The 24,778-nt window shown below is 34.8% G+C and carries 26 protein-coding genes, 1 tRNA gene, 2 pseudogenes and 1 other annotated feature; of the genes and pseudogenes, 23 read left to right on the top strand and 6 right to left on the bottom strand.

Annotated features, from left to right (window positions below; translation table 11 throughout):
* The first annotated feature begins 279 nt into the window (after positions 1-279).
* The 4 genes from AC4BBX_RS05440 (at position 280) to lplA (ending at position 6,120) form a co-directional block, all read left to right on the top strand.
* Positions 280-1,821, top strand: coding sequence for a Ppx/GppA phosphatase family protein (locus AC4BBX_RS05440; protein WP_490455430.1), 1,542 nt, complete (start codon positions 280-282; stop codon positions 1,819-1,821).
* A gap of 20 nt (positions 1,822-1,841) precedes the next feature.
* Entirely contained in the window at positions 1,842-3,959 is a 2,118-nt protein-coding gene (gene ppk1, locus AC4BBX_RS05435; protein WP_490455429.1) for a polyphosphate kinase 1, read from the top strand.
* 370 nt (positions 3,960-4,329) lie between these two features.
* Positions 4,330-5,070 carry an MBL fold metallo-hydrolase gene (locus AC4BBX_RS05430; RefSeq protein WP_490455428.1) on the top strand — a complete coding sequence of 247 codons (741 nt, stop codon included), beginning with the start codon at positions 4,330-4,332 and terminating at the stop codon, positions 5,068-5,070.
* A 45-nt stretch (positions 5,071-5,115) separates the two neighbouring features.
* Positions 5,116-6,120 carry a lipoate--protein ligase gene (gene lplA / locus AC4BBX_RS05425; RefSeq protein ID WP_490455427.1) on the top strand — a complete coding sequence of 335 codons (1,005 nt, stop codon included), beginning with the start codon at positions 5,116-5,118 and terminating at the stop codon, positions 6,118-6,120.
* Positions 6,121-6,174: 54 nt separating this feature from the next.
* Here the strand turns inward: lplA and AC4BBX_RS05420 are convergent, their stop codons facing one another.
* Complete coding sequence (locus AC4BBX_RS05420) at positions 6,175-7,236, bottom strand: DUF4349 domain-containing protein (protein WP_490455426.1); 1,062 nt, start codon at positions 7,234-7,236, stop codon at positions 6,175-6,177.
* Entirely contained in the window at positions 7,236-7,739 is a 504-nt protein-coding gene (locus AC4BBX_RS05415) for a sigma-70 family RNA polymerase sigma factor (RefSeq protein ID WP_490455425.1), read from the bottom strand. Before AC4BBX_RS05415 ends, AC4BBX_RS05420 begins: the two co-directional genes overlap by 1 nt.
* Before the next feature lie 146 nt (positions 7,740-7,885).
* Here AC4BBX_RS05415 and AC4BBX_RS05410 point away from each other — a divergent pair, with 146 nt between their 5' ends.
* Both AC4BBX_RS05410 and AC4BBX_RS05405 read left to right on the top strand, forming a co-directional pair.
* A complete protein-coding gene (locus AC4BBX_RS05410; RefSeq protein ID WP_490455424.1) occupies positions 7,886-8,725 on the top strand; it encodes an aldo/keto reductase in 840 nt (279 codons plus the stop codon).
* An 81-nt stretch (positions 8,726-8,806) separates the two neighbouring features.
* Positions 8,807-9,040, top strand: a complete 234-nt coding sequence (locus tag AC4BBX_RS05405) for a hypothetical protein (RefSeq protein WP_490455423.1) — start codon at positions 8,807-8,809, stop codon at positions 9,038-9,040.
* Positions 9,041-9,081: 41 nt separating this feature from the next.
* Here the strand turns inward: AC4BBX_RS05405 and AC4BBX_RS05400 are convergent, their stop codons facing one another.
* From AC4BBX_RS05400 to AC4BBX_RS05390, 3 genes are all read right to left on the bottom strand, one after another.
* Positions 9,082-9,861 (bottom strand): L-threonylcarbamoyladenylate synthase, encoded by a 780-nt coding sequence (locus AC4BBX_RS05400; protein WP_490455422.1) that lies wholly within the window; start codon positions 9,859-9,861, stop codon positions 9,082-9,084.
* 857 nt (positions 9,862-10,718) lie between these two features.
* Positions 10,719-12,152: a proline--tRNA ligase gene (gene proS, locus AC4BBX_RS05395; protein WP_490455421.1), complete on the bottom strand. Its 1,434-nt coding sequence runs from the start codon at positions 12,150-12,152 to the stop codon at positions 10,719-10,721.
* A 12-nt stretch (positions 12,153-12,164) separates the two neighbouring features.
* Complete coding sequence (locus tag AC4BBX_RS05390; RefSeq protein ID WP_490455420.1) at positions 12,165-12,422, bottom strand: helix-hairpin-helix domain-containing protein; 258 nt, start codon at positions 12,420-12,422, stop codon at positions 12,165-12,167.
* Positions 12,423-12,443: 21 nt separating this feature from the next.
* Positions 12,444-12,653: a binding site (T-box leader), on the bottom strand.
* Positions 12,654-12,774: 121 nt separating this feature from the next.
* On the opposite strand from AC4BBX_RS05390, the gene AC4BBX_RS05385 reads away from it, so the two are divergent.
* From AC4BBX_RS05385 to AC4BBX_RS05320, 14 genes and pseudogenes are all read left to right on the top strand, one after another.
* Entirely contained in the window at positions 12,775-13,470 is a 696-nt protein-coding gene (locus AC4BBX_RS05385) for an O-methyltransferase (protein ID WP_490455419.1), read from the top strand.
* A 145-nt stretch (positions 13,471-13,615) separates the two neighbouring features.
* Positions 13,616-13,867, top strand: a complete 252-nt coding sequence (locus AC4BBX_RS05380; protein ID WP_490455418.1) for a hypothetical protein — start codon at positions 13,616-13,618, stop codon at positions 13,865-13,867.
* A 169-nt stretch (positions 13,868-14,036) separates the two neighbouring features.
* Positions 14,037-14,110: transfer RNA gene (locus AC4BBX_RS05375), tRNA-Arg, on the top strand.
* 218 nt (positions 14,111-14,328) lie between these two features.
* The gene (locus AC4BBX_RS05370; protein ID WP_490455417.1) at positions 14,329-14,838 is read left to right on the top strand and encodes a hypothetical protein; all 510 of its coding nucleotides are present in this window, start codon (positions 14,329-14,331) and stop codon (positions 14,836-14,838) included.
* Positions 14,839-15,263: 425 nt separating this feature from the next.
* Positions 15,264-15,671 (top strand): MarR family winged helix-turn-helix transcriptional regulator, encoded by a 408-nt coding sequence (locus tag AC4BBX_RS05365; protein WP_490455416.1) that lies wholly within the window; start codon positions 15,264-15,266, stop codon positions 15,669-15,671.
* Between the two features lie 38 nt (positions 15,672-15,709).
* Positions 15,710-16,723: an NADP-dependent oxidoreductase gene (locus AC4BBX_RS05360; protein ID WP_490455415.1), complete on the top strand. Its 1,014-nt coding sequence runs from the start codon at positions 15,710-15,712 to the stop codon at positions 16,721-16,723.
* 77 nt (positions 16,724-16,800) lie between these two features.
* Positions 16,801-17,439 carry a nitroreductase family protein gene (locus tag AC4BBX_RS05355; RefSeq protein WP_490455414.1) on the top strand — a complete coding sequence of 213 codons (639 nt, stop codon included), beginning with the start codon at positions 16,801-16,803 and terminating at the stop codon, positions 17,437-17,439.
* 12 nt (positions 17,440-17,451) lie between these two features.
* Positions 17,452-17,739: a putative quinol monooxygenase gene (locus AC4BBX_RS05350; protein WP_490455413.1), complete on the top strand. Its 288-nt coding sequence runs from the start codon at positions 17,452-17,454 to the stop codon at positions 17,737-17,739.
* 2 nt (positions 17,740-17,741) lie between these two features.
* Positions 17,742-18,101, top strand: coding sequence for a DUF1304 domain-containing protein (locus AC4BBX_RS05345; RefSeq protein ID WP_490455412.1), 360 nt, complete (start codon positions 17,742-17,744; stop codon positions 18,099-18,101).
* 248 nt (positions 18,102-18,349) lie between these two features.
* On the top strand, positions 18,350-18,646 hold the full coding sequence (locus AC4BBX_RS05340; protein ID WP_490455411.1) for a hypothetical protein: 297 nt from the start codon (positions 18,350-18,352) through the stop codon (positions 18,644-18,646).
* A gap of 195 nt (positions 18,647-18,841) precedes the next feature.
* A pseudogene (locus AC4BBX_RS05335) lies at positions 18,842-19,042 on the top strand (MerR family transcriptional regulator); the annotation flags it as partial.
* A gap of 144 nt (positions 19,043-19,186) precedes the next feature.
* Complete coding sequence (locus tag AC4BBX_RS05330) at positions 19,187-19,621, top strand: VOC family protein (RefSeq protein WP_490455767.1); 435 nt, start codon at positions 19,187-19,189, stop codon at positions 19,619-19,621.
* 113 nt (positions 19,622-19,734) lie between these two features.
* Positions 19,735-20,225 (top strand): annotated as a pseudogene (locus tag AC4BBX_RS05325) (isochorismatase family protein).
* A gap of 21 nt (positions 20,226-20,246) precedes the next feature.
* On the top strand, positions 20,247-20,654 hold the full coding sequence (locus AC4BBX_RS05320) for a GFA family protein (RefSeq protein WP_490455410.1): 408 nt from the start codon (positions 20,247-20,249) through the stop codon (positions 20,652-20,654).
* 36 nt (positions 20,655-20,690) lie between these two features.
* On the opposite strand, the gene AC4BBX_RS05315 is transcribed toward AC4BBX_RS05320, so the two are convergent.
* The gene (locus tag AC4BBX_RS05315) at positions 20,691-20,942 is read right to left on the bottom strand and encodes a hypothetical protein (RefSeq protein ID WP_490455409.1); all 252 of its coding nucleotides are present in this window, start codon (positions 20,940-20,942) and stop codon (positions 20,691-20,693) included.
* 547 nt (positions 20,943-21,489) lie between these two features.
* Here AC4BBX_RS05315 and AC4BBX_RS05310 point away from each other — a divergent pair.
* The 3 genes from AC4BBX_RS05310 to leuB all read left to right on the top strand — a co-directional run bounded on the left by AC4BBX_RS05310 (position 21,490) and on the right by leuB (position 24,772).
* The gene (locus tag AC4BBX_RS05310) at positions 21,490-21,774 is read left to right on the top strand and encodes a hypothetical protein (protein ID WP_490455408.1); all 285 of its coding nucleotides are present in this window, start codon (positions 21,490-21,492) and stop codon (positions 21,772-21,774) included.
* 433 nt (positions 21,775-22,207) lie between these two features.
* The gene (locus AC4BBX_RS05305; RefSeq protein ID WP_490455407.1) at positions 22,208-23,728 is read left to right on the top strand and encodes a 2-isopropylmalate synthase; all 1,521 of its coding nucleotides are present in this window, start codon (positions 22,208-22,210) and stop codon (positions 23,726-23,728) included.
* Positions 23,729-24,772 carry a 3-isopropylmalate dehydrogenase gene (gene leuB, locus AC4BBX_RS05300; protein WP_490455406.1) on the top strand — a complete coding sequence of 348 codons (1,044 nt, stop codon included), beginning with the start codon at positions 23,729-23,731 and terminating at the stop codon, positions 24,770-24,772.
* Positions 24,773-24,778 lie beyond the last annotated feature (6 nt).

Below are 24,778 nucleotides of genomic sequence, written 5' to 3'. Positions count from 1 at the left end.
AAAATACCTTGTTCAACTGAGAGGGAAGATATATCGTAAGCCAAAAATGGGGCTGAATTACACAGTGAGAGATGGGTTGAATTTCCCTTTATTTTACAAATGATTTTCCCTTAAGTTGTAAGAGTGTAGTGGTTCATTGAAGAAAAAGGGTTGTAAATTGTGTTAACATAATATTTACAGAAACGTTACGATATTCACCTTTGGATTTCTATAATAACGTAAAAAACTATACTATAATAAAAATGATTGTGCTTACTGAGACAGTTTGGAGGAATTAAAATGAAAAAAAATACCTATTACGGCATTATCGATATTGGTTCTAACACAGTACGCTTGGTGGTCTATCAAATCCAACCGCAAATGGTGTATAACGAAGTCCAAAATGTAAAATTACCTGTTCGATTGTATCAATACTTAAATGATAAGAATGAACTGACTCAAGAAGGAATTGATAAGCTAATTGAAGTGATGGAAGTTTATAACCAAATCACAGCCCATTATCCGTTGGAAAAATTAATTGCCACTGCAACTGCGGTAATCCGCCAATCAAAAAATAGCGAAGAAGTTCTTTCTACCGTCAAAAGAGTGACGGGAATTTCCTTGAGATTGCTATCGGAAGAAGAGGAAGCTTTTTATGGACAATATGCCATCGCCAGAACGACTGCTTTTTCTGAAGGTTATACCGTAGATATGGGTGGTGGAAGTACTGAGATCACCTATTTCAAAGACAATGAAATTGTAGACAGTCATAGTTTTCCTTTTGGTGTAGTAACTTTAAAAAATAAATTTTTTAAAGACGATCTTCCTGGAGAAGAAGGCACATTAAAAAAAGTAAAAAATTTTTTAAAAGAGCAATTTGAGACTTTACCTTGGCTAGTCAAAAAAGAGATTCCGATTATTGCCATCGGAGGAAGTTCACGAAATATCGCTAGTGTTCATGAACAGATGACGGATTATCCAGTAGTGGGTATTCATCAATATGAGATGAAACAAAAGGATATGAAGGAAACTTTGGATTTATTTACCTCACTATCGTTAGATGAATTACAGTCGTTAGATGGGTTAAGCAAGGATCGAGCAGATATTATTATTCCAGCGAATCTGACGTTTATTTCTTTAATGGAGCAAGTGGATTCTAAAAAATTCATTTTCTGTAACAATGGCTTGCGTGAGGGCTTGTTGATGGAAGAAATCAATCGTGATTTTCCTGAAGCCTTTACTACGACAAACATTGCAGAAACCAGTGTGCAACGTTTTGTTGAAACCTACCAAATGGATGTCTCTCGTTCAAACAAGCGAATTGAGATGATGAATTTGTTTGTCAAAGAGTTATCAGATAAACAAATCTTAACAGCAGACAAAGAAAAATTGATTTCTTATCTTGCATTTGGTGCCCAACTTTATCTTATTGGTTCTGCCATTGAAGAAGATGATAGTCCGTTCCACTCATTTTATTTATTGGCCAATAGTAATTTAAATGGTTTTACTCATAAGCAAAGAATTGCCTTGGCTTTATTAGCAAGTTACAAAAATAAATCTTTTTTCAAATTGTTGTCTAAACCTTTTAAAAAGTGGTTCACAGAAGAAGAGTTAGGTTTGTTACGACGAGCGGGAGGATTAACGAAATTTGTGGAAGCTTTAAATGTCACTAGTGTGAATGATGTTCGTTCATTTTCATTGACAGAAAAAGCAAATAAATATGTTTTAGCCATTGAATGGTCCTTTGATCCTTTAGCCGAAACGTATCGCGGAAATCGTCAAAAGAAACATTTGGAAAATGTCTTACAGAAAAAAGTAGTGTTAGATTTCAAAATAAAGTAAAAAAATAAGGGGTCATTTATATGGGATCATCAGATTTAACTAGTTTAAACTTTTATCACCGAGACTTAAGTTGGTTATTATTCAATCGGAGAGTTATTCAAGAGGCGAGGGACTCTAGCAATCCATTACTCGAACAATTGAGGTTTTTGGCGATTGCCAGTAGTAACTTAGACGAATTTTTTATGGTCCGTGTTCCAAGTATTCAAAGTATGGCTCGTTTGAAACCAGAATCAAAGGATCGCCGAACAGGTTGGACCAAAAGAGAAGTTCTGTTAAAACTATATGAAGTCAATTTGAACAATACTCGTCTGCAATATCAATATTACAGTGAACTTATAGCAAAATTAGAAGAGCAACAGTATTTTATTCAAGCTGTTAAAGATCTTCCAAGTGAGGAACGACAAGAAGTAGAAGACTTTTTCCATGAATTATTGATCCCAGCGATTACCCCAATTGGATTAGATGTGTATCATGCTTTCCCAAAAATTGTTGAAAAAAGTATCCATCTCTTTGTTAAATTACGTTTAGTAGACACGGTTCGACAAGCGATTGTTCCTTTGCCTCCTTTGTTTAAGCGACTACATCGGCTATCGAATAAAAATACGTATGTTTATTTAGAAGAAATTATTGCCTACTATTTATCGGAAATTTTTGTCGGTTGGGAGATTGAGCATTCATTCTTTTTCAGAATTACTTATGACAAGGACTTAGAGTTTCAAGAAGATACAGATGAAGAACTATATTTGCAAATGGAAGAATATGTCATTGAACGGAATAAAGGATTGCCTTCTCGTTTAGAAATCAGTGGAGAATGGTCGCCAAGTATTGAGGAAAGTGTTCTTTATTTGGCAGAAAAATTACAATTGGAATCTTATGATTTGTATTGGGTTCCAGGACCATTGGATTTAACCTTCTTGTTTCCGGTGATTGATGAATTTGCTGAAAGACTACCAGAACTTGCTTTTCCTAGGTATTCGGGCAATGCTCATAAGGAACTAAAGGGAGTTGCCCTTTATCGTAAGATTGAAAAAGAAGATTTATTGCTTCATCACCCCTATGATTCTTTTGAAGTTGTTCTTAGGTTTTTAGAACAGGCAGCTGAAGATCCAAACACGATTGCGATTAAACAAACTTTGTATCGTGTGGCACCTAATTCTAGAGTTATTGCCGCACTGAAAAAAGCAGCAATGAATGGCAAACAAGTTACTGTGTTAGTAGAATTAAAGGCACGTTTTGACGAGGAAAACAATTTATATTGGGTCCAAGAATTGGAGCAAGCGGGTTGTTATGTCAGCTACGGTTTACAGCATCTAAAAACCCATTGTAAAGCCTTACTAATTGTTAAAAAAGAGAAGAACAATATTAAACAATACGCTCATTTTGGAACAGGAAATTACAATGAAAAATCTGCGAAACTATATACAGATATTAGTTTCTTCACAGCTAAAAAAGTCTACGTTGAAGATATTACCTCTTTTTTCAATTATTTGAGTGGTTATCGTTCGGTTCCAGATTATCAACAAATTGCAGTGTCGCCGAATGGTATTCAAGATATGTTGCTTGAAAATATCCAAGCAGTGATGACTCATTTTCAAGAAACAGGTACTGGAAATATTTGCTTTAAAATTAATTCGTTGACCGATACGGCAATCATAACCAAACTCTATGAAGCTAGTCAGGTTGGTGTGCCAATCGATTTGATTGTTCGGGGTGCTTGTTGTTTGCGACCAGGAGTGACTGATTTAAGTGAAAATATTCAAGTGACAAGTGTTGTGGGACGATTTTTAGAGCATAGTCGTATTTATGCCTTTACTTTTGGTAAATCTAAAGAAGCCAGTGTTTGGATTTCTTCTGCCGATGCGATGACAAGAAATATGTTGCAGCGAATTGAAATTGCTACACCAGTAACAGGAGCAGCTAGAAACGAGCTATTGAACATCTTGGAGACCTTTAAAAAAGATCAGAAAAAAGCATATATTTTAGAAAATGATGGACTCTATAGACGAGCAACGGAAAGAAATGATTTTTCAGCTCAAGATATTTTTATGGAAAATAGTGCTTTTGTTACCACGATTGTTAAAGAATCTTCTAAAGAAGGTTTTTTATCCAAAATCCGCCATTTATGGCAACATAATTAAGTTTGGTTTCAATTAGAATCAGCAAACAGTTCCAATGTACTTTGTGTATGTTGGAACTGTTTTTATCTTCCCTGAATTAATGTATCTTTGAGAAAGTATGAATTCAATTTTGCATTCTTCAAAAAAGAATCAAAATCAAAGAACGAACTCATTTTTTCTAAAATATACTCCTAAATTATATATTCAATGTGTGTATCCTAATTTGTTGTAACTCACTTTCACCTATGCCGAATATTTCTGAGAACAGTCCACGAATTTTTTTGAATCAGCTTAACTTTATTTGCCAAATGAGCATCTAAAGCTATACACTAGAAGTAGTAATTCGTACAAAATTGAATTTTTGCAGAAATCGAACAAGGAGGAATGTTTTATGAAATTAACAGTCATTGGGTGTTTGGGAGGCTACCCTTACAAAGGTCAAGGAACAACAAGTTTTTTGTTACAATCAGAAGGATTTAATTTACTATTGGATGCTGGTAGTGGCAGTTTAATTCAATTGGAAAAAGAAATTAGTCCATTAGAATTAGATGCGGTTATTTTGAGCCACTATCATCCAGATCATATTGCGGATGTTGGTGTATTACAACATTATTGGCAATTATTTCCGAAAACGGAAGAACGTCCAGTTTTACCGATCTATGGTCATGGAGAAGATCAAGAAAATTTGGCTCGTTTAAGTCTACCAAATGTTTCTGAAGGTCATGATTATTTGAAAGTAGAACAGTTGAATTTGGGTCCGTTTTCTGTTACATTTATGAAGACGATTCATCCTGTTGTTTGTTATGCAATGCGGTTTGTAGAAAATAGTACAGGTAAAATATTTGTATTCACTGGAGACTCTGGCTATTTAGAAAGTTTTGTTGATTTTGCTAAAGATGCAGATTTATTTTTAGCGGATACTTATTTATTTGCAGGAAATGAAAAACATATTGCCCACTTTACTTCTAAAGAAGCTGGTGAAATTTCTCGTGAAGCAGGAGTAAAAAAACTGGTGCTAACTCATTTACCGCAACAGGGAGATTTAGAAAAATTGCGCCTAGAAGCTAGTCAAGCTGCGCAAGATGAATTGCCAGTCGAGCTAGCCGCAATTGGTAAAACGTTCGACATTTAGTTCGGTTATAAAGAATAGATACCAATATATAGGAGGATGCTTTCCATGATTTTTGTACCCAATGATTTAAGAGACCCACGAGTGAACTTAGCTATTGAAACATTTTTATTACAAGAAATGAAGGTAGATGAACCCATCTTACTTTTCTATATTAATGAACCATCAATTATCATTGGTCGTAATCAAAATACTATTGAAGAAATCAATAAAGAGTATGTAGATGAAAAGGGAATCCATGTCGTTCGTCGCTTTAGTGGTGGTGGTGCTGTTTACCATGACGAAGGAAACTTAAATTTTAGCTTTATCATGCCAGACGATGGAGATTCTTTCCGTGATTTTGAAAAAGTAACTAAACCAATTGTCCAAGCTTTACATGATTTGGGAGTAGAGGGTGCGCAATTAAAAGGTCGCAATGACTTAGTGATTGATGACATGAAATTCTCAGGCAATGCGATGTATGCAACAAATGGACGAATGTTTGCTCATGGAACAATCATGTTTGACAGTGATGTCAACGAGGTCGTGAATTCATTAAAAGTTCGTAAAGATAAAATTGAGTCAAAAGGAATTAAATCGATTCGTTCTCGTGTAACGAACATCAAACCATTTTTACCAGCTGAAAATCAAGATATGACGACAGTTGAATTTAGCCAAGAAATTTTGTTGAAAATTTTTGGTGTGGATTCTGTAGATGAAATTGAAACCTATACGTTAACAGATCAAGATTGGGACAAAGTCAAAGAAATCTCAGAAAACTATTATGCAAACTGGGATTGGAATTATGGAAAATCACCTGCTTTTGATATTGAACGTCGCAAGCGATTCCCGATTGGTTCGATTGAAGTGCGTTTAAATGTGGCAGAAGGAAAAATTACCGATGCTAAAATTTATGGAGATTTCTTTGGTTTAGGTGAAATCAAAGATGTTGAAGATGCTTTAGTAGGGACAAAGTATGAAAGAACTGCTTTGAAAGAAGTCGTTGATGCGATTGAGGTGAAGAAATACTTCGGAAATATTGAAAACGAAGATTTATTTGAATTGATTTATTAAACACATAAAAACATCTGAACGAGTCAGGAACAATCAGTGACTCGTTCAGATGTTTTATTTTGATGCTCGTTTTTTTCTACGATAGAAAATGAAGGCAACTACAGCGATACCTGCAATTAGATAGACAACGTTACTTGCTAGAAAAATTCCAGTGTTGACGAAAAATTCTTGCCATGCGAGTAATTGTTTGCGCCAGTTATTTCTAATTTTAGTAAAAGCGGAATCGCTTTTTTCATTTTGTTGAATAGTAGTGATCTCATTGATTTGAATAGAGTAAGTTGAAAAATCAACTCTGTTATCAATCACACGATTGGATTTGGTAAGAATTTCTCTTTCACCACGAATTTCTGAGAGCTGTGATTGAATCTGTAAAGCATCCTCGATTCTTTCGCTCTTTTCTAACATGGAAAGGAGGGCGTCTTCTTCAGCTTGTAAGGCAGAGATACGACTTTCATTATCAGCGTATTCCAACGAATAATTTTGTGACGACATACTTTCATTGACGGTCACTCCTAAAGCATCCAATTCTTTTGCAAAATTGATGATTTCATTTGTCGGAATACGAAGAGTAAAAAATCCTGACCGTTCATTGTTAACAGAATAGCTGCGAGTTTCAATTGAAGAACTTTCGATATAACCACCTAATTGATCAGTCACTTGTTGAATCTTTTGTGTATCTTCATCAAAAGTAGTGGTTTCCTTGATAAGATTATAAAAGTAAGCAATCTTATCTCCTTGAAGGGCAGGTTGATCTACTGAGGGCTGTTCAATTGGATTAGAAATTTCTGCTTCCTCTTCCCAATCTTGTTCGACAGCTGCATCTTGGTCAGTGGCATTTTCTCCAATCCATTCTGTTTTTGATTGACTAGACGTACCTGAGAAATCATTGCGGTAACGACTGGATAAGAGTTGATTGGCACCAAAGACTAGTAGAATTGCTGCTGCAACAAGTAGGCTATTCCGATACAGTGGTCGTTTAAATGCTTGTTTTACTTTATGGTTGATTTTAGTTGCCTTTTTTTCTTGTTTAAAGGTTTCTTCAATTCGTTGAAGAACTTTCTCTTTTGGTACCTCGATGTTTTCCCATTCCTCTTGCCAAGTTTTATTCAATTTCATTATTTTTCCTCCTCTAGATAGTCTTTTAAAAGGAGCCGAGCTTCCCGTAGTTTATACTTGACTGTGCCAAGTGGTTCATTAAACACGTCACTGATTTCTTTTAATTTTTTGCCATAAAAATAATGCAAAATAGTGATTTCTTGTAAATGCTGTGGAAGTAGCTGAATCGCCGTGTGGATATCTAAATGATCCTCTGCTGATAGAGGCTGCAAAGAACTAGTTTCTGGGAAATCTTCCACAGGAATAATACGTTGATTACTTCTTAAGTAATCAATAGCGGTCCAAATCACGATGCGCACTGCCCAAGTCGTGAAGTATTCCGGTTGTTTCAAAGTGGATATCTTATTCAAAATTTTTACGATAGATTCTTGGACGATGTCTAGAGCATCGGCTTCATTTTTTACGTAGAGAAAAGCTGTTTTGTATAATTGCGCATAACTATCCTTCAGCTGTTCTTCTAAAAAAGAGGCTTGTTTTTTTGTTTGTGCACGAACAATTTTCACGGCGCATCCCTTCTTTCTGTGTTTCTATCTATTAGACGACGGAGGTTGGGAAAAGGTTGGAATTTTTTTCAATTTTTGCAAATCCCTTCATTTTGTATTAACGTATACTACATAGAGAATTAATTCAAGAAAGAAGGGAAGAACAAATGCAGTTTAATCAACGTGAAGTCTTGCCGATTGGTTTAGGAACTTGGCATATGGGAGATGATGAACACAAGCGAGAACAAGAAATTACCGCTTTACGTGGTGGCATTGAAGCTGGCGTTCAGGTAATTGATACTGCGGAGATGTACGGAGAAGGAAACTCTGAACGATTAGTGGGAGAGGCGATTCAGCCATTTTCCCGCGAGGAGTTGTTTTTAGTTTCTAAAGTTTATCCTTGGAATGCATCTCTTACACAACTGCCGATTAGTTTAGATAAAAGTTTACAACGTTTAGGAACAGATTATTTAGATATGTATCTGCTACATTGGACAGGAAATATTCCTTTAGCTGAAACGGTTGAAGCGATGGAAAAAGCCAAAGCAGCCGGTAAGATTCGTTCTTGGGGTGTTTCTAATTTAGATGTAGCCGACATGGAAGAATTGTTGGCGGTTCCTAATGGAGAAAATTGCCAAAGTAATCAAGTTCTGTACAATTTGGGTGAACGAGGGATTGAATTTGATCTCTTACCTTATATGCAGGCGCGAAAGATACCGATGATGGCTTATTCACCAATTGCTCAGGGAGATAGCTTAGGAGATGGTTTAACCAAACAAAAAATTCTACAAGAGATTGCGAATCAGCATCAAGCAGGTATTTTTCAAATTTTATTGGCTTGGTGTATTCGTGATGGTGCAACGTTGGCCATTCCACAATCCAGTAATTTAAAGCATACACTCAGCAATATTCAAGCAGCAAACATTCGCTTAACCAAAGAAGAATTGGCGATGATTGATCAGTTGTATCCAGCTCCTACTAGTAAACAATCCTTAGCGATGCTATAAATTCCTCCAAAAGTCTGATGTAAAGCTTCTGTTTTCTTGTTACGATAGAATGAGAATAACTTTTATAGGAGGAATGATCATATGTTTGAACAGTTGGTTGAAAAAAGAAAAGAACGCAAATTACAGAAAATCGAAAAACTGCGGATTAAAAATGCAAAACTGAGAGCACAAGGCAAAGATCCTCTAAAAGGTTGGGGGAAGATGGTTGATACAGGTGGCGCAAATGCTACAGGAATGACTAAAAACAAGAAATACGAAGTGGATACGAAAGCTTATACCGTTCAAGAATATAAAAATACGGTGGGAGAGAAGTAATCAAAAAACCAGCGAAATCTAAATTTCGCTGGTTTTTTTGCTTAATAATATTCGCCGTGACGGTAATCCCATGAATTGAATTGATCTGCTAAGATCATCATGATACGATCCACAGATAGACCTTTACGAATTAAAACAGGTGCTGGAGAAATTGAACGTTGATCGCCTTGTTCAGGAACTAATTTCCCATCTTTATCAACAAACGATACCATTACACCTTGTTCATAACGAGTATCAATGGTTTTATCTGGTTGAATTTGTGCAACGTAATCGTCGCCATCAATTACCAAGTCTGCTTCATTTTCGATTTGTTCACCGATACCAGAAACCAAACCACGGTTTCCTTTTCCTGATGGATTTGCAGAACTTGCAAATAATAGTTTTTTATCAGAAGCCCACAATGACTGTGCAATTTGTTCGCCTGGAACACCGAATTTTAGTACAAAACAGCTTGTTCCACGAACATCTGTCATCAATTCGTCAGAGCCGTCGTTTGGAATATACTGTCTACCAGATTCTTTCCAAGGTAAAATTGCTCCAAATAAAATATCTTCTTCCCAACATTTTTCATAGACAGCAGCCATCGCTGGGGTCATGTCAGCTAATTCAAATAGTTGTTCTAATGAACCACATAAAACAACTCCTGGTTTATTTCTTTTACGATTTTTGGCGGAAAATTTACGTTCCAAGCCGCCTTTATCGGATGCGGTAATTATGTAACCAACTTTTGTTGGACAAACAACCATCTTTCCTTCAGAATTTAGCAATTCTACAGCCTCTTGTTGTAGTTCGCCACTCCATTTAATGTGTTTATCAGTCATACATGTCGTCCCCTTCTTAGTAAAATACTCCCATATTCATAATTTTTTTGAATGTTAAACTAATAAAAAAAGCGAATTTTGACGTAAAAGTTTATTTGTAAACTTTTGTGGGAAAATTCAGACTTTTTATTGATTATGTTTGATATTAATATAACTTTTCCTGTTAGTCAACCCTTCTGAAGCCAGAGGTTACGATTCACTCAAAAAACTTGTTATTATTTGCAGTTATCTTTCTAATCCCTTCGCTACACTACACAACGAATTCTGCTTTTGTCGACCGAGGGACCAACTGGAGCCTGTAGTCTCCAGTCTGCCAAGCTTCAAACTGTCACTAATCGCTGCGCTAAGTGACAGTAATTCACATTGGCTCCTTTTCACGGTGACAGCGCAGTTTTCGTTGTTCCGTTACGCTAGATAGTTTTCAATATTTCTGTATGATAACTAATAAAATGATGATGCAGGATAAAATAATTACAGAAATGAGTTAAATGTCAATCAAGCTTCAGTATAAGGAAAAGAGAAGCTTTTGTTGTCATTATATTTGCAAATAATAAATAAATTAGTTGGAAGCAAAATTTATGGTTAGAAACTGGAAGAGCAAAATGGAGAAATTCATTGGTAGTGTTCTAAAGAGCTGAATGAATTACTCTGAATTAGTGCGATTAGCAGTTAGTCAGAGTTTGAACGTCAGCAGCCAAAGAGACTCTGTAAAGAGGCTCGTGGCGTTCTTACACGATTAATGAGCTTTCGGAATTTTGTTCTGGAAGTTTCAAGTATCATGTTGTTTTAGCTGTAAGTGTAGGCTAAACAAAAAAGAAAGTTCCTTTTGCAAGGAAACTTTCTTTTTTTGATGAATATTAATAAGCTCTAGCAATCCATAGGGTATGCTTGGCTGGTTTACCGCTGACGATATCGACGGTTTTTTCCAAAGGAACATCAAATGGAATATTTCGAGTAGTAAATCCTGTTTCTTCTTTGATTTTGGCTTCTGTTTCTTCAGAACCATCCCAACCGATTAAAACAAAACCAGTAACTTTGTCCTCAGCTTTGCATTTTTCGATGTGAACTTTTAAATCATCTAAAGTTTCAATATCATAGTGTTCATTTTCTTTATTACGGGCACGAGCAGCTTCTAATAAGCGTTTTGGCATAATTGCTAATTGTTCTTCCACATAGGTTTGCAAATCATCAAAACTAATTTTTTCTTTTCCTTCGATATCACGAACTTTCACCATTGCATGACCATTTTCTAAATCACGAGGTCCACATTCGATACGAACACAAGCGCCTTTTAATTCCCATTCGTTAAATTTATAACCTGGGGAATTATCGCTGTCATCCAAGCGAACACGGAAACCAGCCGCTTTAAAACCAGCAAAGATTTCATCTAGTTTTTCCATGATGGCAGGATTTTTCTTCCAAGGACCAACAGGCATTAAAACGATTTGAGTTGGAGCAATTGTTGGAGGAAAGACTAAACCATTTTCATCTCCATGAGTCATAATCAATGAACCTAACAAACGAGTAGAAACACCCCATGAAGTAGTATGGGCATGTACGTGTTTGTTTTCTTTGTTTAGATAAGTAATATCAAACGCTTCAGCAAATTTTGTTCCCATATAATGAGAAGTCCCCGCTTGAACAGCTTTACCATCTTTCATCATTGCTTCAATTGAGTAGGTTTCGACAGCTCCAGCAAAACGTTCTGATGGTGTTTTTTCTCCTTTGTAGACAGGAATAGCTAAAAATTCCTCACACAAACGTGCGTATTCATCTAAAATGCGTAGGGTACGTTTACGAGCATCTTCAGCATCAATATGGGCCGTATGACCTTCTTGCCATAAAAATTCTGAAGTACGTAGGAAAGGTAAAGTTTTCTTTTCCCAACGGAAGACGTTTGCCCATTGATTGATTTCATAAGGTAGGTCACGATAAGAGTTAATCCAATCCGAAAAAGCTGTACCAATCATCGTTTCAGAAGTTGGACGTAATGCCAAAGGTTCTTCTAATTTTTCATCGCCAACTTCAGTTACCCAAGGAAGTTCTGGTGCGAATCCTTCGATATGATCGGCTTCCTTCATGAAAAAGCTTTTTGGAATAAGCATTGGGAAATAGGCATTGCGAATCCCTTCACTGCGTAAAAAGCTGTTAAATTCTTCTTGAATGTGTTCCCATAATTCGTAACCATCTGGACGGAAGATAATTGATCCACGGACAGGTGAATAAGACATTAATTCTGCTTGTTGAACAGTTTGTAAGTACCATTCTGTAAAATCATTTTTTTGTGCCATGTTGTAAGCTCCTTATTTTTGTTTGAATTGTAAGTTTTCTTTCTCTAATGCGGCTCGCATGGTGGGGAGTGATTTAGGACCTATACCATGAATCGCTAAGACTTGCTTTTCTGTTAAGTCTGCTAGTTTTTCAAAGCTATCAATGGTTTCGAACTCTAAAGCACCACGAGCTGGTTTAGAAAGGGTCTGTAAAAATTCTTCGTAAGTCATAGTTGCTCCTATCGAAATTTTTTTGTTGCCAATGAAAGGTTTGCCGATTTTTAGCAACAAAAAAAGCATTCTCATCCCATTAAAAAGGACGAAATGCTGAACATTCGCGGTACCACCTTTATTGAATAGAGGTCTCTATTCCACTCGCAACGAAGATAAGGGTTCTAACCCGATTGTTTTCACAATCTAATTTATTGGTAGGTTCACAAAAATAGGGGATATAAAACTTCCAGCCAAGGTTTCACTCTCTCGAATCATATTTTCGCTACTAATCCAAATCTTGCTTCTATACTAATCTGAAATTCAAAAAAAGGCAAGCTATTTTTACTTGTGAATTGGCTTTAAACTTTAGTATAATGAACAACAGTGAACACGATAAGGAAACTATGACTATTATATAAGGAGCAAAAAAATGAGAAATGAAATGATGTATCGACCTGTTGTCCAACCAGAGCTTGTCGATTTTTTACGAACAGAGCAAAAACAATTATCCGGTGAGTTAGGGAAAGTCGAAAAGGAAGCCAATGAAAATGAAGTGCCGATTATTCCCCATGAGACAGTCGTCTTCATGCAATTCTTATTAGGACAAATTAAACCGAAAGAAGTTTTAGAGATTGGGACAGCACTTGGTTTTTCTTCAAGTTTAATGGCTCAATACGTAGGTGATGAAGGTCATGTTACGACAATCGATCGTTTTGATGTTATGATTCGTAAAGCCAAAGCAACTTATGAACGTCTGGGTTTGGAAGATAAAGTAACTTTACTAGAGGGACAAGCAGCAGATATTTTACCAGAATTAACAGGTCCGTATGATTTTATTTTTATGGACAGTGCGAAATCAAAATATATTGAATTTTTACCTGAATGTTTACGTCTGCTAAAAAAAGGGGGCGTTTTGATGGTGGATGATGTATTTCAAGGAGGAACAGTCTTAGATCCAATTGAAGAAGTTCCTCGTAATCGTCGTACAATTCACCGTAAATTAAAACGTTTCTTGGATGTAATTAATAGTCATCCAGACTTGACGACAAGTCTAGTTCCTTTAGGAGATGGAATTGCCTTAATTACGAAAGAAGCTGATGAAGTAGTCATCGACACAGAAGTATAGAAATAATCCTTGTTTTTTACCTGATAGAAATAGGTGAAAAATGAGGATTTTTTTTTGATAGCAGGATTGAATCAATGTTGAAAATCAGTTCTTCTTAGGGAATATGGTAAAATAAAGAAAAATCTGAAAATTGGAGGGAGTATCAATGAAATTTATTTCGCAAACTCAAGACCAATCAGCTATTTCGATTATACCCTTTATTGATGCACCGACGATAGGAATCAATAGTCAAATCACTCGCTTAGAACAAGTTCTAGAAAATGATATGTTGGAAGATAGAAGAATTTTGGCGGATGGTACGATACCGATCAAAGATAAAGAGCTGATTGATGAAAGTACACAATATTTAGGGAATATGAATCGCTTAAAAGACTTGCCAATTACCGATAGCTTATAGAAATTTTGAAATCTAACTAGTATAGCAAATGGATAGTAATGAAAATTATTAATGATACTAAAAAAACATACATTTGGACTATTTTACTCAAAACTATTGTATTGTTTTTTTAAATATGATAAACTCATTTTCGTTGGTGATTTACAGCAATCGCCACATATGATAATTTGTCATAGTAGCTCAGCTGGATAGAGCATCCGCCTTCTAAGCGGACGGTCGGGGGTTCGAATCCCTCCTGTGACGTAAAAGTTAAGTTATTTATTCCTGATGGAAAAGCTTTTAAATAAGCATTTCATCAGGTTTTTTTATATTTTTTTGTTATGACGTAGACGAACTGAGATTCGAACTGGCAAAAGTATTCCACAAAAAATAATAGTTTTAATAGTTCAAACTTACAACAAATCCTTAATAAAGAAGTAATCAATGTTCATGGAGTAATTGACCGATTTTTAACATTATGATTGAATGATGAGACACAATTAGCATCAGATTTTTTTGATAAAGATGATTTAATTGATTTACTTAAACCTGACTCACTTGCGAATAGCAGAGAGTATAGACGTAGAAATGCTGAAAATACTATTGAGAATAGTGATATTATTGTAATTTTTGGAATGTCGATGGGTTCAATAGATAAACATTGGTGGGAAAAGATTGCTGATGTTTTGTTAAAAGCTAAAAATAAAAAACTGATTATTCATCTATATGAAAAAGAACCTAGTTATTTATCTGGTAGAAAAGTAAGATTAAGAAGAGAGAAAAAAGAAGGTGAGTTCTTATCTCATCTAGATAATTTAGACTTGTCAGATGAAAAAATATCTCAATTAAGAAAACAAATCTATATTGTGATGGATAGTCCATATATTGTTAATGCGGATTTAAGAAAATGTTTGAATCAAATAGGGAGTAAAATAGACAATATAATTGATTTTGGAACAAAAGGTATCGATCTATCTGAAACAGCCACTTAGTTTTTCTAGGTGGCTGTTATGAATTTGATAGATTAGGTTTTGAATGAATCAAAAGAATATTCTTTTATTTCTAAACGAGACCTATATTCTGAGGAATCAAGAGATTTTTCATTCATTTTAATTCTAACTATAGGAGAAAAATAATGTCCATAATTTTTTAGATTAGGCAAGTAGTCAAATGTGCTTACACAGATTATGCTATTTTTATTATTGCCTTTTAATTCACCTAATACTTTGGTAGGAACTATTTTGAGTGTAGCACAAATGACTTATTTAGTTGTCTACCTTAATTTTACTAGCGGTGTTATTTGATAATACGAATAAATTTTTAGAATTAATTGAAGCAAACTACTTTTCAAAGTATTAGAAATGAGTTATATTTGATTAGTCAACTATTGATTAATCAAATATGAAAGGAATAATAGATGAATTTGAGACAACTTAGCAAACTATTTTATCAACTTAAACTTGCCAATCAAGAAATGACCACTAAATTTGAAAAAGAAACAGGATTTAGTATCACACGTTATGAATTAATGTTGTTTCTGAAAGAGAATGGACAGTGTTCGCAAACAATTTTGCAAAATGAGTTGAAAATAGATAGTGCTGCGGTCACTAGACACTTAAAGATTTTAGAAGAAAAAAATTACGTTATACGTGAAAGAAACAAGAATAATAACCGAGAAGTTGTTGTTAGAATTACAGAGAATGCAACAAAAGAACTGGAACATTGTGAGAGAGAATTTGAGCATTCAAATAAACCGATGATATCGCCATTGAATGAGGAAGAAGAAAATACTCTTCTAAATTTATTAACAAAATTAGTGAAATAAACACAAAAAATTAGATTGGCGAATAGAGGAGAGGGCAGATGTTTGCGTATCAAATAAAGCAATACGGAAAGCAAGAACAACTTTTTTTGAATGAAATACAAAAAAATGTATTGTCTGATAATAGTATAATAATCAAAGTCCATGCAGCAAGTTTGAATCCAGTTGATTACAGAATTCGCAATGGTGATGCAAAATATGTTTTGCGTTATTCAATGCCCTTGACACTAGGTCATGACTTTTCAGGCGTTATTGAAGCTGTTGGTTCAAAAATCACACGGTTTAGAGTAGGTGATTCTGTATATGGAAGAACACCGATGACAGGGTCGTTCCAAGAATACGTTGTTGTCGGTGAAAATGATATAGCAAAAACACCGAAAAACCTTACTCTTGTTGAATCAGCTTCAGTTCCACTTGCGGGATTAACTGCCTACCAAGGATTGTTTGATTGGCTTCAACTAAAGGAAAAACAATCTATTTTAATTCTTGGCGGTTCAGGTGGTGTTGGGCACATTGCTATTCAACTCGCTCTTCTAGCTAATGCAAAGGTTTATACCACGGCAAGTAAAGAAGGAAAAGCGTTTTTGCAACAATTTGGACATATTGAATTTATTGACTATCATAAAGAAAAATTTTATGAAGTGTTGCCTCAAGTAGATGCTGTGTTTGACATGAGAGGCGGATATGAACTAACACATTCATTTGATATTGTGAAAACTGGAGGAAAAATTGCCTCTATCACGAGTATTCCTACGCCATCGTATGCCAAATCAGCAAACATGAATTGGTTTTATCAAATGATTTTGCGACTATTCACTGCAAAAATGCGTCATTTATCAAGAAAAAAGAATATTGTTTTTCATTCTTTTTTAACGCAGTCTAATCGACAAGAACTTGAAAAAATTACAGAGCTTGTCGAGTCGGAAAAATTGACTATTTCTATTCAAAAGATTTACCCTAGTTCAGAGATTAATACTGCTATGAAAGAAATAAGTAGCGGACGTGTGAAAGGGAAAATTGTAGTTGATTTTATGAATAAAGAGAAAATTGAGTAGAGTGAAGACTTATTAAAAGCGTAATAGTATAAATTGGTTTTTAAAAATTATAAATATGAAATGGAAGAGGAAAGAACATGTCAAAACATTTAGTAAACAATGATTTTTCAGAAATTACATTCGGTAGAAAGTCTGTTCGTGGATATGACGAAACATATAAAATCTCTCATGAAGAAATGCTTGAAATGATTCAAGAAGCAACGACTGCACCATCTTCAGTAAATATGCAACCATGGCGTTTTGTGGTCGTAGAAAGTGACGAACAAAAGGCAAAACTAAAACCATTAATTCGTTTCAATACAAAGCAAAACGATACTTCCTCAGCAATGGTTTTGATTTTTGGTGATATGCAATGCTATGAATTAGGGGAAGATATTTACAACCAAGCAGTTGAAGAAGGGAAAATGCCAGCTGAAGTAAGAGACCAACAATTGGCTGCAATTATTCCATATTACAAGAATTTCTCTAAAGATCAAATGAATGATGTAGTAAAAATTGATTCAAGTTTAGCTGCGATGCAATTCATGCTCATTGCTCGGGCTCATGGATATGAAACAAATCCAATTGGAGGCTTTGAAGCTGACCAGTTAGCGGAAGCTTTCGGGTTAGATAAAGAGAGATATGTACCAGTAATGATTTTATCTATCGGAAAAGAGAAAGAAGCTGGCTATACTTCTGTTCGATTACCTGCTGAAAAAATCACTGAATTTAAATGATGGGGTAGAAAGATGAAAATTATACAAGCAAATTTTTATATAAAAAATGATAAAAGAGAAGAGTTTTTAGCGGAGATAGTTCCGCTAATCGCTTCTGCACGATTAGAAGAAGGCTGTTTGCGGTATGATTTATACGAATCTGTGGAAAAGAAAAGTCAATTTGTGATGATTGAGCATTGGAAAAACCAAGAATCAATTGATAAACATAATCAAAATCCACTATTAATAAATTTATTTGGAAAAATGTCCGAATATGCTGAAAAGAAAACAGAATTAATTATCACAGAAAAGGAGGAATAGAGATGTCTATAATTTCAACTGTTTTAATCGTATTAGTTGCTTTGGAATTCTTTTACATCATGTACTTAGAGACTTTTGCAAATACATCAGATGCAACGAGTAGAGTGTTCAATATGGCAAAAGAAGAATTGAAAAGAAGTTCTGTAAGTACATTATTTAAAAATCAAGGGATATATAATGGTTTAATTGGTGTAGGATTGCTGTATAGTGTATTTTTATCAACGGCTTCACTTGAAATTAGTCGATTATTGCTAGTATATATCATTTTAGTTGCTTTATATGGTAGTTTAACGAGTAATAAAAAGATTATTTTTACACAAGGTGGTTTAGCTATTTTAGCACTAATTTCAACCTTTTTTTAAAGAGAAAAGCAAAACCACAGTCGATTAAGATTGTGGTTTTTGTTTGTCTCTCTTTAAGTGAACAGTATTATACTTTTCCTTATTTAACGTTAATGGAAGTTTAAGTTTTCAAAGGGATAAAAAGCCTAGTAGGATAGATTTTCTATCCCCTATCATTTGTCCAAAATCTCGGTAAAATAGAGACATGAAAAAGAATTTACTTCAATCCATTTTCTTTGATGAATACCAAAATAGGTAAGAATCATCAAATGAAAGCCAAAGCAATATTGGAAAAAAATTTGAATATAACATTAGTTCCCGAATACAAGTATCTAGTTGGAAATCCAAAGAAAAATCATTCATTTGATCTAGTTAGTGTGGATGAAACAGTATTTATTGAGTGTAAATATCGCTCTTGGAGTGGTGGGGAAATAAAAAAAGTTAGTAGCGGCTCAAGAAAATCGATAAATGAAGATATCCTTCACCTAATGTTATTGGATAAAGATAAAAGAAAAATTATTTGTATAAATAAAACAGAGGAACTAAATAATTTAGGATTAACTTAAGCACAAGAATACTTTAGACATTACAGTTATTTATTTGGAGAAGAGATTGAACTATATGAAATTACAGAGGATTCTATGAATAGAATTATAAGTGACTAGTCAAATAATTAATCAATATTAAGCTATTTGATTGACCTTCACACTGTGTCAACGTTTATGATAAGGTTGTAACTGAAAAAGAAATGGGGACTTGTGATGTACAGAATTGGCCAATTTTCTAAATTAGTAAAAGTTTCCACTCGTATGTTACGTTATTATGACCAAACTGGAGTTTTTAAGCCGGCTTATGTGGATGATGAGAGTGGCTATCGGATGTATAGCCCCCATCAAATTCCTCACTTGAATCAAATTATAAAGTTAAGAGATTCTGGATTTAAAGTGGAGGAAATTAATGACACATTGGCTCAAGTGCAGGACTCTGAATATTTAGCAGCTATTCTTGAAAGAAAATTGGAGCAATCGAAACAAATAATAGAAGTTGAAAAAGAACGTGTGACTCGAATAGAAGAGCAATTACGTTCGCTAAAGGAGGAGCAACAAATGATTAAAGGAACAGAAATTGATTTTGTAGTAAAAAATAGTTTACAGGCTTTGGATTTATATAAAGAAATTTTTGATGTTGAAGTGGTAGAAGCGACCAATTATTCGGAAGGATTAAATGAAGCGGTATTTAATTTATATGGCACAAGATTTCATATGTTAGATGCCAACCCAGAATACCAATTAAACGCTCCTGATCCAGAACATCCTAACACAATCTGGTTCAATGTTACGGTAGAAGATATTGAAAAAACACATCAAATAGCTCTAGACAATGGCTGTACTGAAATTCAAGGAGTGACTAAAATGATGGAGAATTCCATCAGTAACTCATTGTTTGTAGATCCCTTTGGTTATATGTGGATGTTGCATCAAGTGTATAAAGAATTAAGTTTCGAAGAACGTATTCAAATTATTGAAGATGAAATGATGTAAAGATAAAGACAAACTCTCTGATGAAGTGAATCGTCAGAGAGTTTTTTTCGGAATCATACTTTAATGAAAGACTTTCTGATATGATGAGATAAACAAGAAAGTAGGAAGAGCCCATGATTATGAGTGAGGCGTTATTGATTATTGATTTACAAAATGGCGTTTGTAAACAACCTAAGACAGATAATTTTGACGAAGTAATGAGGCATGTCAATCAGCGAGTAGCTGCATACCAAGATTTACCTGTTATTTTTGTTCAACATTCGGATGAAGAATTGATTCCTAATCAAGAATTATGGCAAATTGTCTCTGAATTAACACAACCGAAAAATGGCTACTATGTCTCAAAAGAGTATGCGAGTTCTTTTTACAAACAAACTTGAAGGAACTTCTAGACTCTTTAAATGTCAAAACGCTTGAAATTTGTGGTGCACAAACTGAATTTTGTGCATATACAACGATCAAAGTTGTTCATAGTTTTGGATACACAATCAATATGTTCCATGATTCTACTACGACTCATGACAATCAGTTTCTAACGGCAAAAGAGTTAATTGCCTTTTATGAAATGATTTGGAGTAATCGCTTTGTTACTTTTTTAGATTGATGGTAAATAATGGAGGGTTTTATGAATATTCATGGTTCTTGTCTTTGCGGAAAGGTAAAAATCGATTTACCAAATGTTTCCTCAGAAGTAGCGATTTGTCATTGTCAGATGTGTCAAAAATTTTTTAGTAGTTCCTTTATTTTTATTGGAAAAAAGATCGGTAATTTTGAAATAACCGGTGAACAATGGATAAAAAGATATGCATCATCGGAGAATATTGAACGTGGGTTTTGTAAAAATTGTGGGTCAAGCCTTTTTTATTGGGATAAAAAAAGTCATCATGTCTGTTTCCCAGTTGGGTTGTTTGATGATTTGGAAAATGTTCAACTGACGACAGAATTCTACACTGAATACAAGCCAAGCTACTTAAATTATCAGGAAGACACGCTAAAAATTACAGAAAAACAAATGCAATCAGAAAAAGAGTGACTGAAAGCTCTACACTTTCAGTCACTCTTTTGGTTATCAATACACATATAATAAGAGCATCCATGAGAAGAAAAGTAAACTATCTCCTAGTAGAGGAAGATAGATTTTTTCTTTTGAACGAGTAAGAAAAAAGATATCTACTAGATATAGCACTAGTAAGATACCAATCGATAGAATTTTCGAAGGTCGCGTAATGACTAAGGTAATAAAAGTTGCAAATAAACCTGCTAAAAAAAATCCATAGACGACTCTGAATTTTTTTGGTATGTATTTAAAATTGCCTAACATTTTATCCACTCCTTTGTGTAGGAATAAAACAAGAGTGACACCGTTTGACTATTTTTAGTCGACATAGGAAATGGCGGTAAGTGCCAAACCAATTGCTACGCTAATAGCTCCAAATAATATAAAGAAAGTCCAATCAAGCATAGCTCCCCAAGTACCGATGATAAAAAACAGGGAAATCAAAACAAAATAACTAAGGAATCGAATAAAAAAATAGTTTTAAACTGATATTTTAGCAACCATGTAACTAAGCCAATTATCGTTGTTATAATCAAATAAAATAGTGCCTCGGGAAGAGAGCCTTTAAAAACATATGTAAGGAAGAAAAATCCCCAGATAAGCAAAAGAAAACATAGTTGTTGAACCAGCGCTTTATATTTTTCGGACAATGAAAGATACCAATGCTTCACTTTACATTCCTGCTATATATAGGTTAACACAGATTTCTTTTGAGTAAAAAATTTTTGTTGAGCTTTTAAGAAAGGGATTTCTCTGAGAATTTGCTAAATAATTGATTTTGTGTATAATTTTACAAAAAGGGGGTATTGAATTGTTTAAAAAGGTTAAAGCAATTGAGACACTTTGTTTAGATGGTTATGAAAGTGGTTATGCAAAAAATAAAAATTATGAATTGAAGCGGGAAGACAATATTGTCTCACTTTATTCAAAAGGAAAAGAAATTTGTAAGTTAGTCATCACATGGTACCAACAAGGTTATGTAGAGTCTATAGATATTAGCAATCGATTTGAAGCAAACGCAGTAACAACTTTTGTTCAATATTTTGGTTTAACAACTGAGTATGAGTGGACTAAAGAAGGCATTGTTGAAAAATAAGTGGAACCAGGGATTCTCATTAGGAAATGGAGAACCCTGTTTTTTTGTATCTTAAATACAAAATAGTCTAGAACCGTCTTTGCTTGAAAAGAGATGCTTGATCAGCAGATTTCGGAGCTTTGTTATGGAAATTTCGACCTTCTTTTAATCGTAACAAGAAATAATGACTAATTATGACCGAATATTCAGAAAATTTAAATAAAACTATTGACTTAACCGTCAAATTTCGGTATCTTTTTAGCAAGACTTATAAATCAGGTGATTATTATGACAAACTCAATATTTACGACATTTACATTTTTATTATTATAGCCGAGGACTCTCTTAAAGAAATAACAAGAGGAGTCCTATTCGCATTGCATGAAGTAAAAACTTCGTGGAGTGCTTTTTTTATACTTATTAATCATCTGAAAAAAAGAGAGGTAAGAATAAAATGAGAAAAATTCAATTTTTTGACACCACACTTAGAGATGGAGAACAAACACCCGGAGTAAATTTTAATACCAATGAAAAAGTTCAAATTGCCTTGCAATTAGAAAAATGGGGCGTAGATACGATTGAAGCGGGTTTCCCAATCGCTTCTCAAGGTGATTTTGAGGCGGTGGAAGCAATTGCTGAAAAAATGACAACAATGACGGTGGCGGCTTTGGCTCGTTGCCAGAAAAAAGATATCGATCGTGCCTATGATGCATTGAAGCCAGCAAAGTTCCCACAAATCCATGTATTTTTGGCAACTAGTGATGTTCATATGAAATTCAAATTAAAAATGACTCGAGAAGAAGTTTTGGCTTCAATTAAGGAGCATGTCTCTTATGCAAAAGAAAAATTTGAAGTTGTTCAATTTTCACCAGAAGATGCAACTCGAACAGAAAAAGCCTTTCTTTTGGAAGCAGTCCAAACAGCGGTAGATGCTGGAGCAACTATCATTAACGTACCAGATACGGTTGGTTATTCTAATCCACAAGAATATGGTGCTTTGTTTGCCTATCTAATTGAAAATATTCAAAGTGAAGAAGAAATTATCTATTCTTCTCATTGCCATGATGATTTGGGGATGGCTACAGCTAATTCATTGGCAGCCATTGAGAACGGTGCTAATCGTGTGGAAGGTGCGGTCAACGGAATCGGTGAACGTGCAGGAAATACAGCCCTAGAAGAAGTGGCAGTAGCACTGCATATTCGTAAAGACCATTATCAATGTGAAGCCAATATTGTTCTAAATGAAACTAAACGCACTAGTGATATTGTTGCTAGACTTTCAGGCTATGCTGTACCGAAGAATAAAGCGGTTGTTGGTGGCAATGCATACGCACATGAGTCAGGAATTCATCAAGATGGTGTGTTAAAAAATCCAGAAACCTATGAAATTATTACTCCACAATTAGTTGGTGTTCACACCAATTCTTTGCCACTAGGAAAACTCTCTGGTCGCCATGCTTTTACAACCAAAATGGCAGAGCTAGGTTATACGCTGAGCGACGACGAAGTCAAAAAACTCTTCAAGAAATTTAAAGAGTTGGCGGATAAGAAAAAACAAATTACCGATGAAGATTTAATCGCTTTGCAAGCTGATGTAGTTCGTCGTAGCGAAGAAAAATACAAGCTAAAAACAGTGCAACTACAATATGTCTCAAACGGTTATCAAGGAGCGATTGTTTCAATTGCTGATGAAACGGAAGAAGTGCACACAGCTTCTGCGATTGGTTCAGGAAGTATTCAAGCGATTTACAATTCTATTGATCAAATTTTTGATCAGCATCCTCGCCTAGTTAATTATGACATTACCGCATTAACAAGCGGAGAAGATGCCCAGGCAGAAGTTCATGTTTCGATTGAATGTGAAACGACTAAAAATCTAATCAATGGTATTGGGGTTGATTTTGATGTGTTACAAGCATCAGCCAAAGCTTACACGCAAGCGAGTGCTATATTGAAAGAAAAGGGAGAAAAATGAATGAAGAAAAAAATTGTTGTGTTAGCAGGTGATGGAATTGGACCTGAGATTATGACGAGCGGAATCGCCGTCTTAGAAAAAGCAATGAAAGATTCAGACATTCAATTTACTTTTGAAGAGCATCCTTTCGGTGGTGCTGGTATTGATGCAACAGGCAGTCCTTTACCAGAAGAAACGTTGAGTGCTTGTCAATCTGCAGATGCCATTTTATTAGGAGCCATTGGAGGACCTAAATGGCAACATGCCCTTGTCACTCCAGAAAAAGGATTGTTAGCTTTGCGCAAAGCTTTGAATCTATTTGCTAATATTCGACCAATTACTGTTCCAGATGCTTTGCTACCTTTGTCTCCTATTAAAGAAGAAATTGTACGCGGAACAGATTTGGTTGTGGTACGAGAATTAACCAGTGGTATTTATTTTGGAGAACCTCGTTATTTGGGAGAAGAAGAAGCATATGATACCAATCGCTATCATGCAGAAGAAATTCGTCGAATCGTTAGAAAAGCTTTTGAAATTGCCCAGACTAGACGAAAACATGTATTATCAGTAGACAAAGCAAATGTTTTAGCTAGTAGTCAATTGTGGCGGAGAGTGGCTGAAGAGGTAGCACAAGAATTTGCTGATTGTACTTTGGAACATCAATATGTTGATTCAGCAGCGATGCGTATTGTGCAACACCCGACAGAATTTGATGTCCTTGTGACCGAGAATTTATTTGGTGATATTTTAAGCGATGAAGCTTCAGTTTTGCCAGGTAGTTTAGGCGTTTTACCAAGTGCTAGTTATGGTGAAGAGGGAGTTTCCTTGTATGAACCAATTCACGGTTCGGCTCCAGATATTGCAGGAAAAAATATCGCCAATCCAGTTTCGATGATTCTTTCTGCTAGTTTGATGTTACGAGAATCTTTTGAATTAGATGAAATAGCGGATAGAATCGAGCAATCCTGTTTTGATGTGATGGCTGAAGGCGTATTAACAATGGATTTAGGTGGCAGTGCTTCAACAACAGAATTTACAGCGGCAGTTTTAGGTAAATTGGATTAAAAAGGG

It is taken from the genome of Enterococcus sp. AMC1157 (assembly GCF_058216555.1).
The sequence above is the reverse complement of the archived record's forward strand: the minus strand, read 5'-3'. Positions and strand labels throughout refer to the sequence as shown.

Excerpts from the sequence above, each read along its gene's own strand:
- AC4BBX_RS05360 (WP_490455415.1), top strand. The coding sequence starts at position 15,710 with ATGTTTGCGTATCAAATAAAGCAATACGGAAAGCAAGAACAACTTTTT.
- AC4BBX_RS05330 (WP_490455767.1), top strand. The coding sequence starts at position 19,187 with ATGATTAAAGGAACAGAAATTGATTTTGTAGTAAAAAATAGTTTACAG.
- AC4BBX_RS05315 (WP_490455409.1), bottom strand. The coding sequence starts at position 20,942 with ATGTTAGGCAATTTTAAATACATACCAAAAAAATTCAGAGTCGTCTAT.
- AC4BBX_RS05355 (WP_490455414.1), top strand. The coding sequence starts at position 16,801 with ATGTCAAAACATTTAGTAAACAATGATTTTTCAGAAATTACATTCGGT.
- AC4BBX_RS05305 (WP_490455407.1), top strand. The coding sequence starts at position 22,208 with ATGAGAAAAATTCAATTTTTTGACACCACACTTAGAGATGGAGAACAA.
- AC4BBX_RS05420 (WP_490455426.1), bottom strand. The coding sequence starts at position 7,236 with ATGAAATTGAATAAAACTTGGCAAGAGGAATGGGAAAACATCGAGGTA.
- AC4BBX_RS05365 (WP_490455416.1), top strand. The coding sequence starts at position 15,264 with ATGAATTTGAGACAACTTAGCAAACTATTTTATCAACTTAAACTTGCC.
- AC4BBX_RS05340 (WP_490455411.1), top strand. The coding sequence starts at position 18,350 with ATGAAAGCCAAAGCAATATTGGAAAAAAATTTGAATATAACATTAGTT.
- AC4BBX_RS05440 (WP_490455430.1), top strand. The coding sequence starts at position 280 with ATGAAAAAAAATACCTATTACGGCATTATCGATATTGGTTCTAACACA.
- AC4BBX_RS05380 (WP_490455418.1), top strand. The coding sequence starts at position 13,616 with ATGAAATTTATTTCGCAAACTCAAGACCAATCAGCTATTTCGATTATA.
- AC4BBX_RS05345 (WP_490455412.1), top strand. The coding sequence starts at position 17,742 with ATGTCTATAATTTCAACTGTTTTAATCGTATTAGTTGCTTTGGAATTC.
- ppk1 (WP_490455429.1), top strand. The coding sequence starts at position 1,842 with ATGGGATCATCAGATTTAACTAGTTTAAACTTTTATCACCGAGACTTA.
- lplA (WP_490455427.1), top strand. The coding sequence starts at position 5,116 with ATGATTTTTGTACCCAATGATTTAAGAGACCCACGAGTGAACTTAGCT.
- AC4BBX_RS05385 (WP_490455419.1), top strand. The coding sequence starts at position 12,775 with ATGAGAAATGAAATGATGTATCGACCTGTTGTCCAACCAGAGCTTGTC.
- AC4BBX_RS05430 (WP_490455428.1), top strand. The coding sequence starts at position 4,330 with ATGAAATTAACAGTCATTGGGTGTTTGGGAGGCTACCCTTACAAAGGT.
- AC4BBX_RS05410 (WP_490455424.1), top strand. The coding sequence starts at position 7,886 with ATGCAGTTTAATCAACGTGAAGTCTTGCCGATTGGTTTAGGAACTTGG.
- proS (WP_490455421.1), bottom strand. The coding sequence starts at position 12,152 with ATGGCACAAAAAAATGATTTTACAGAATGGTACTTACAAACTGTTCAA.
- AC4BBX_RS05400 (WP_490455422.1), bottom strand. The coding sequence starts at position 9,861 with ATGACTGATAAACACATTAAATGGAGTGGCGAACTACAACAAGAGGCT.
- leuB (WP_490455406.1), top strand. The coding sequence starts at position 23,729 with ATGAAGAAAAAAATTGTTGTGTTAGCAGGTGATGGAATTGGACCTGAG.
- AC4BBX_RS05350 (WP_490455413.1), top strand. The coding sequence starts at position 17,452 with ATGAAAATTATACAAGCAAATTTTTATATAAAAAATGATAAAAGAGAA.
- AC4BBX_RS05320 (WP_490455410.1), top strand. The coding sequence starts at position 20,247 with ATGAATATTCATGGTTCTTGTCTTTGCGGAAAGGTAAAAATCGATTTA.
- AC4BBX_RS05405 (WP_490455423.1), top strand. The coding sequence starts at position 8,807 with ATGTTTGAACAGTTGGTTGAAAAAAGAAAAGAACGCAAATTACAGAAA.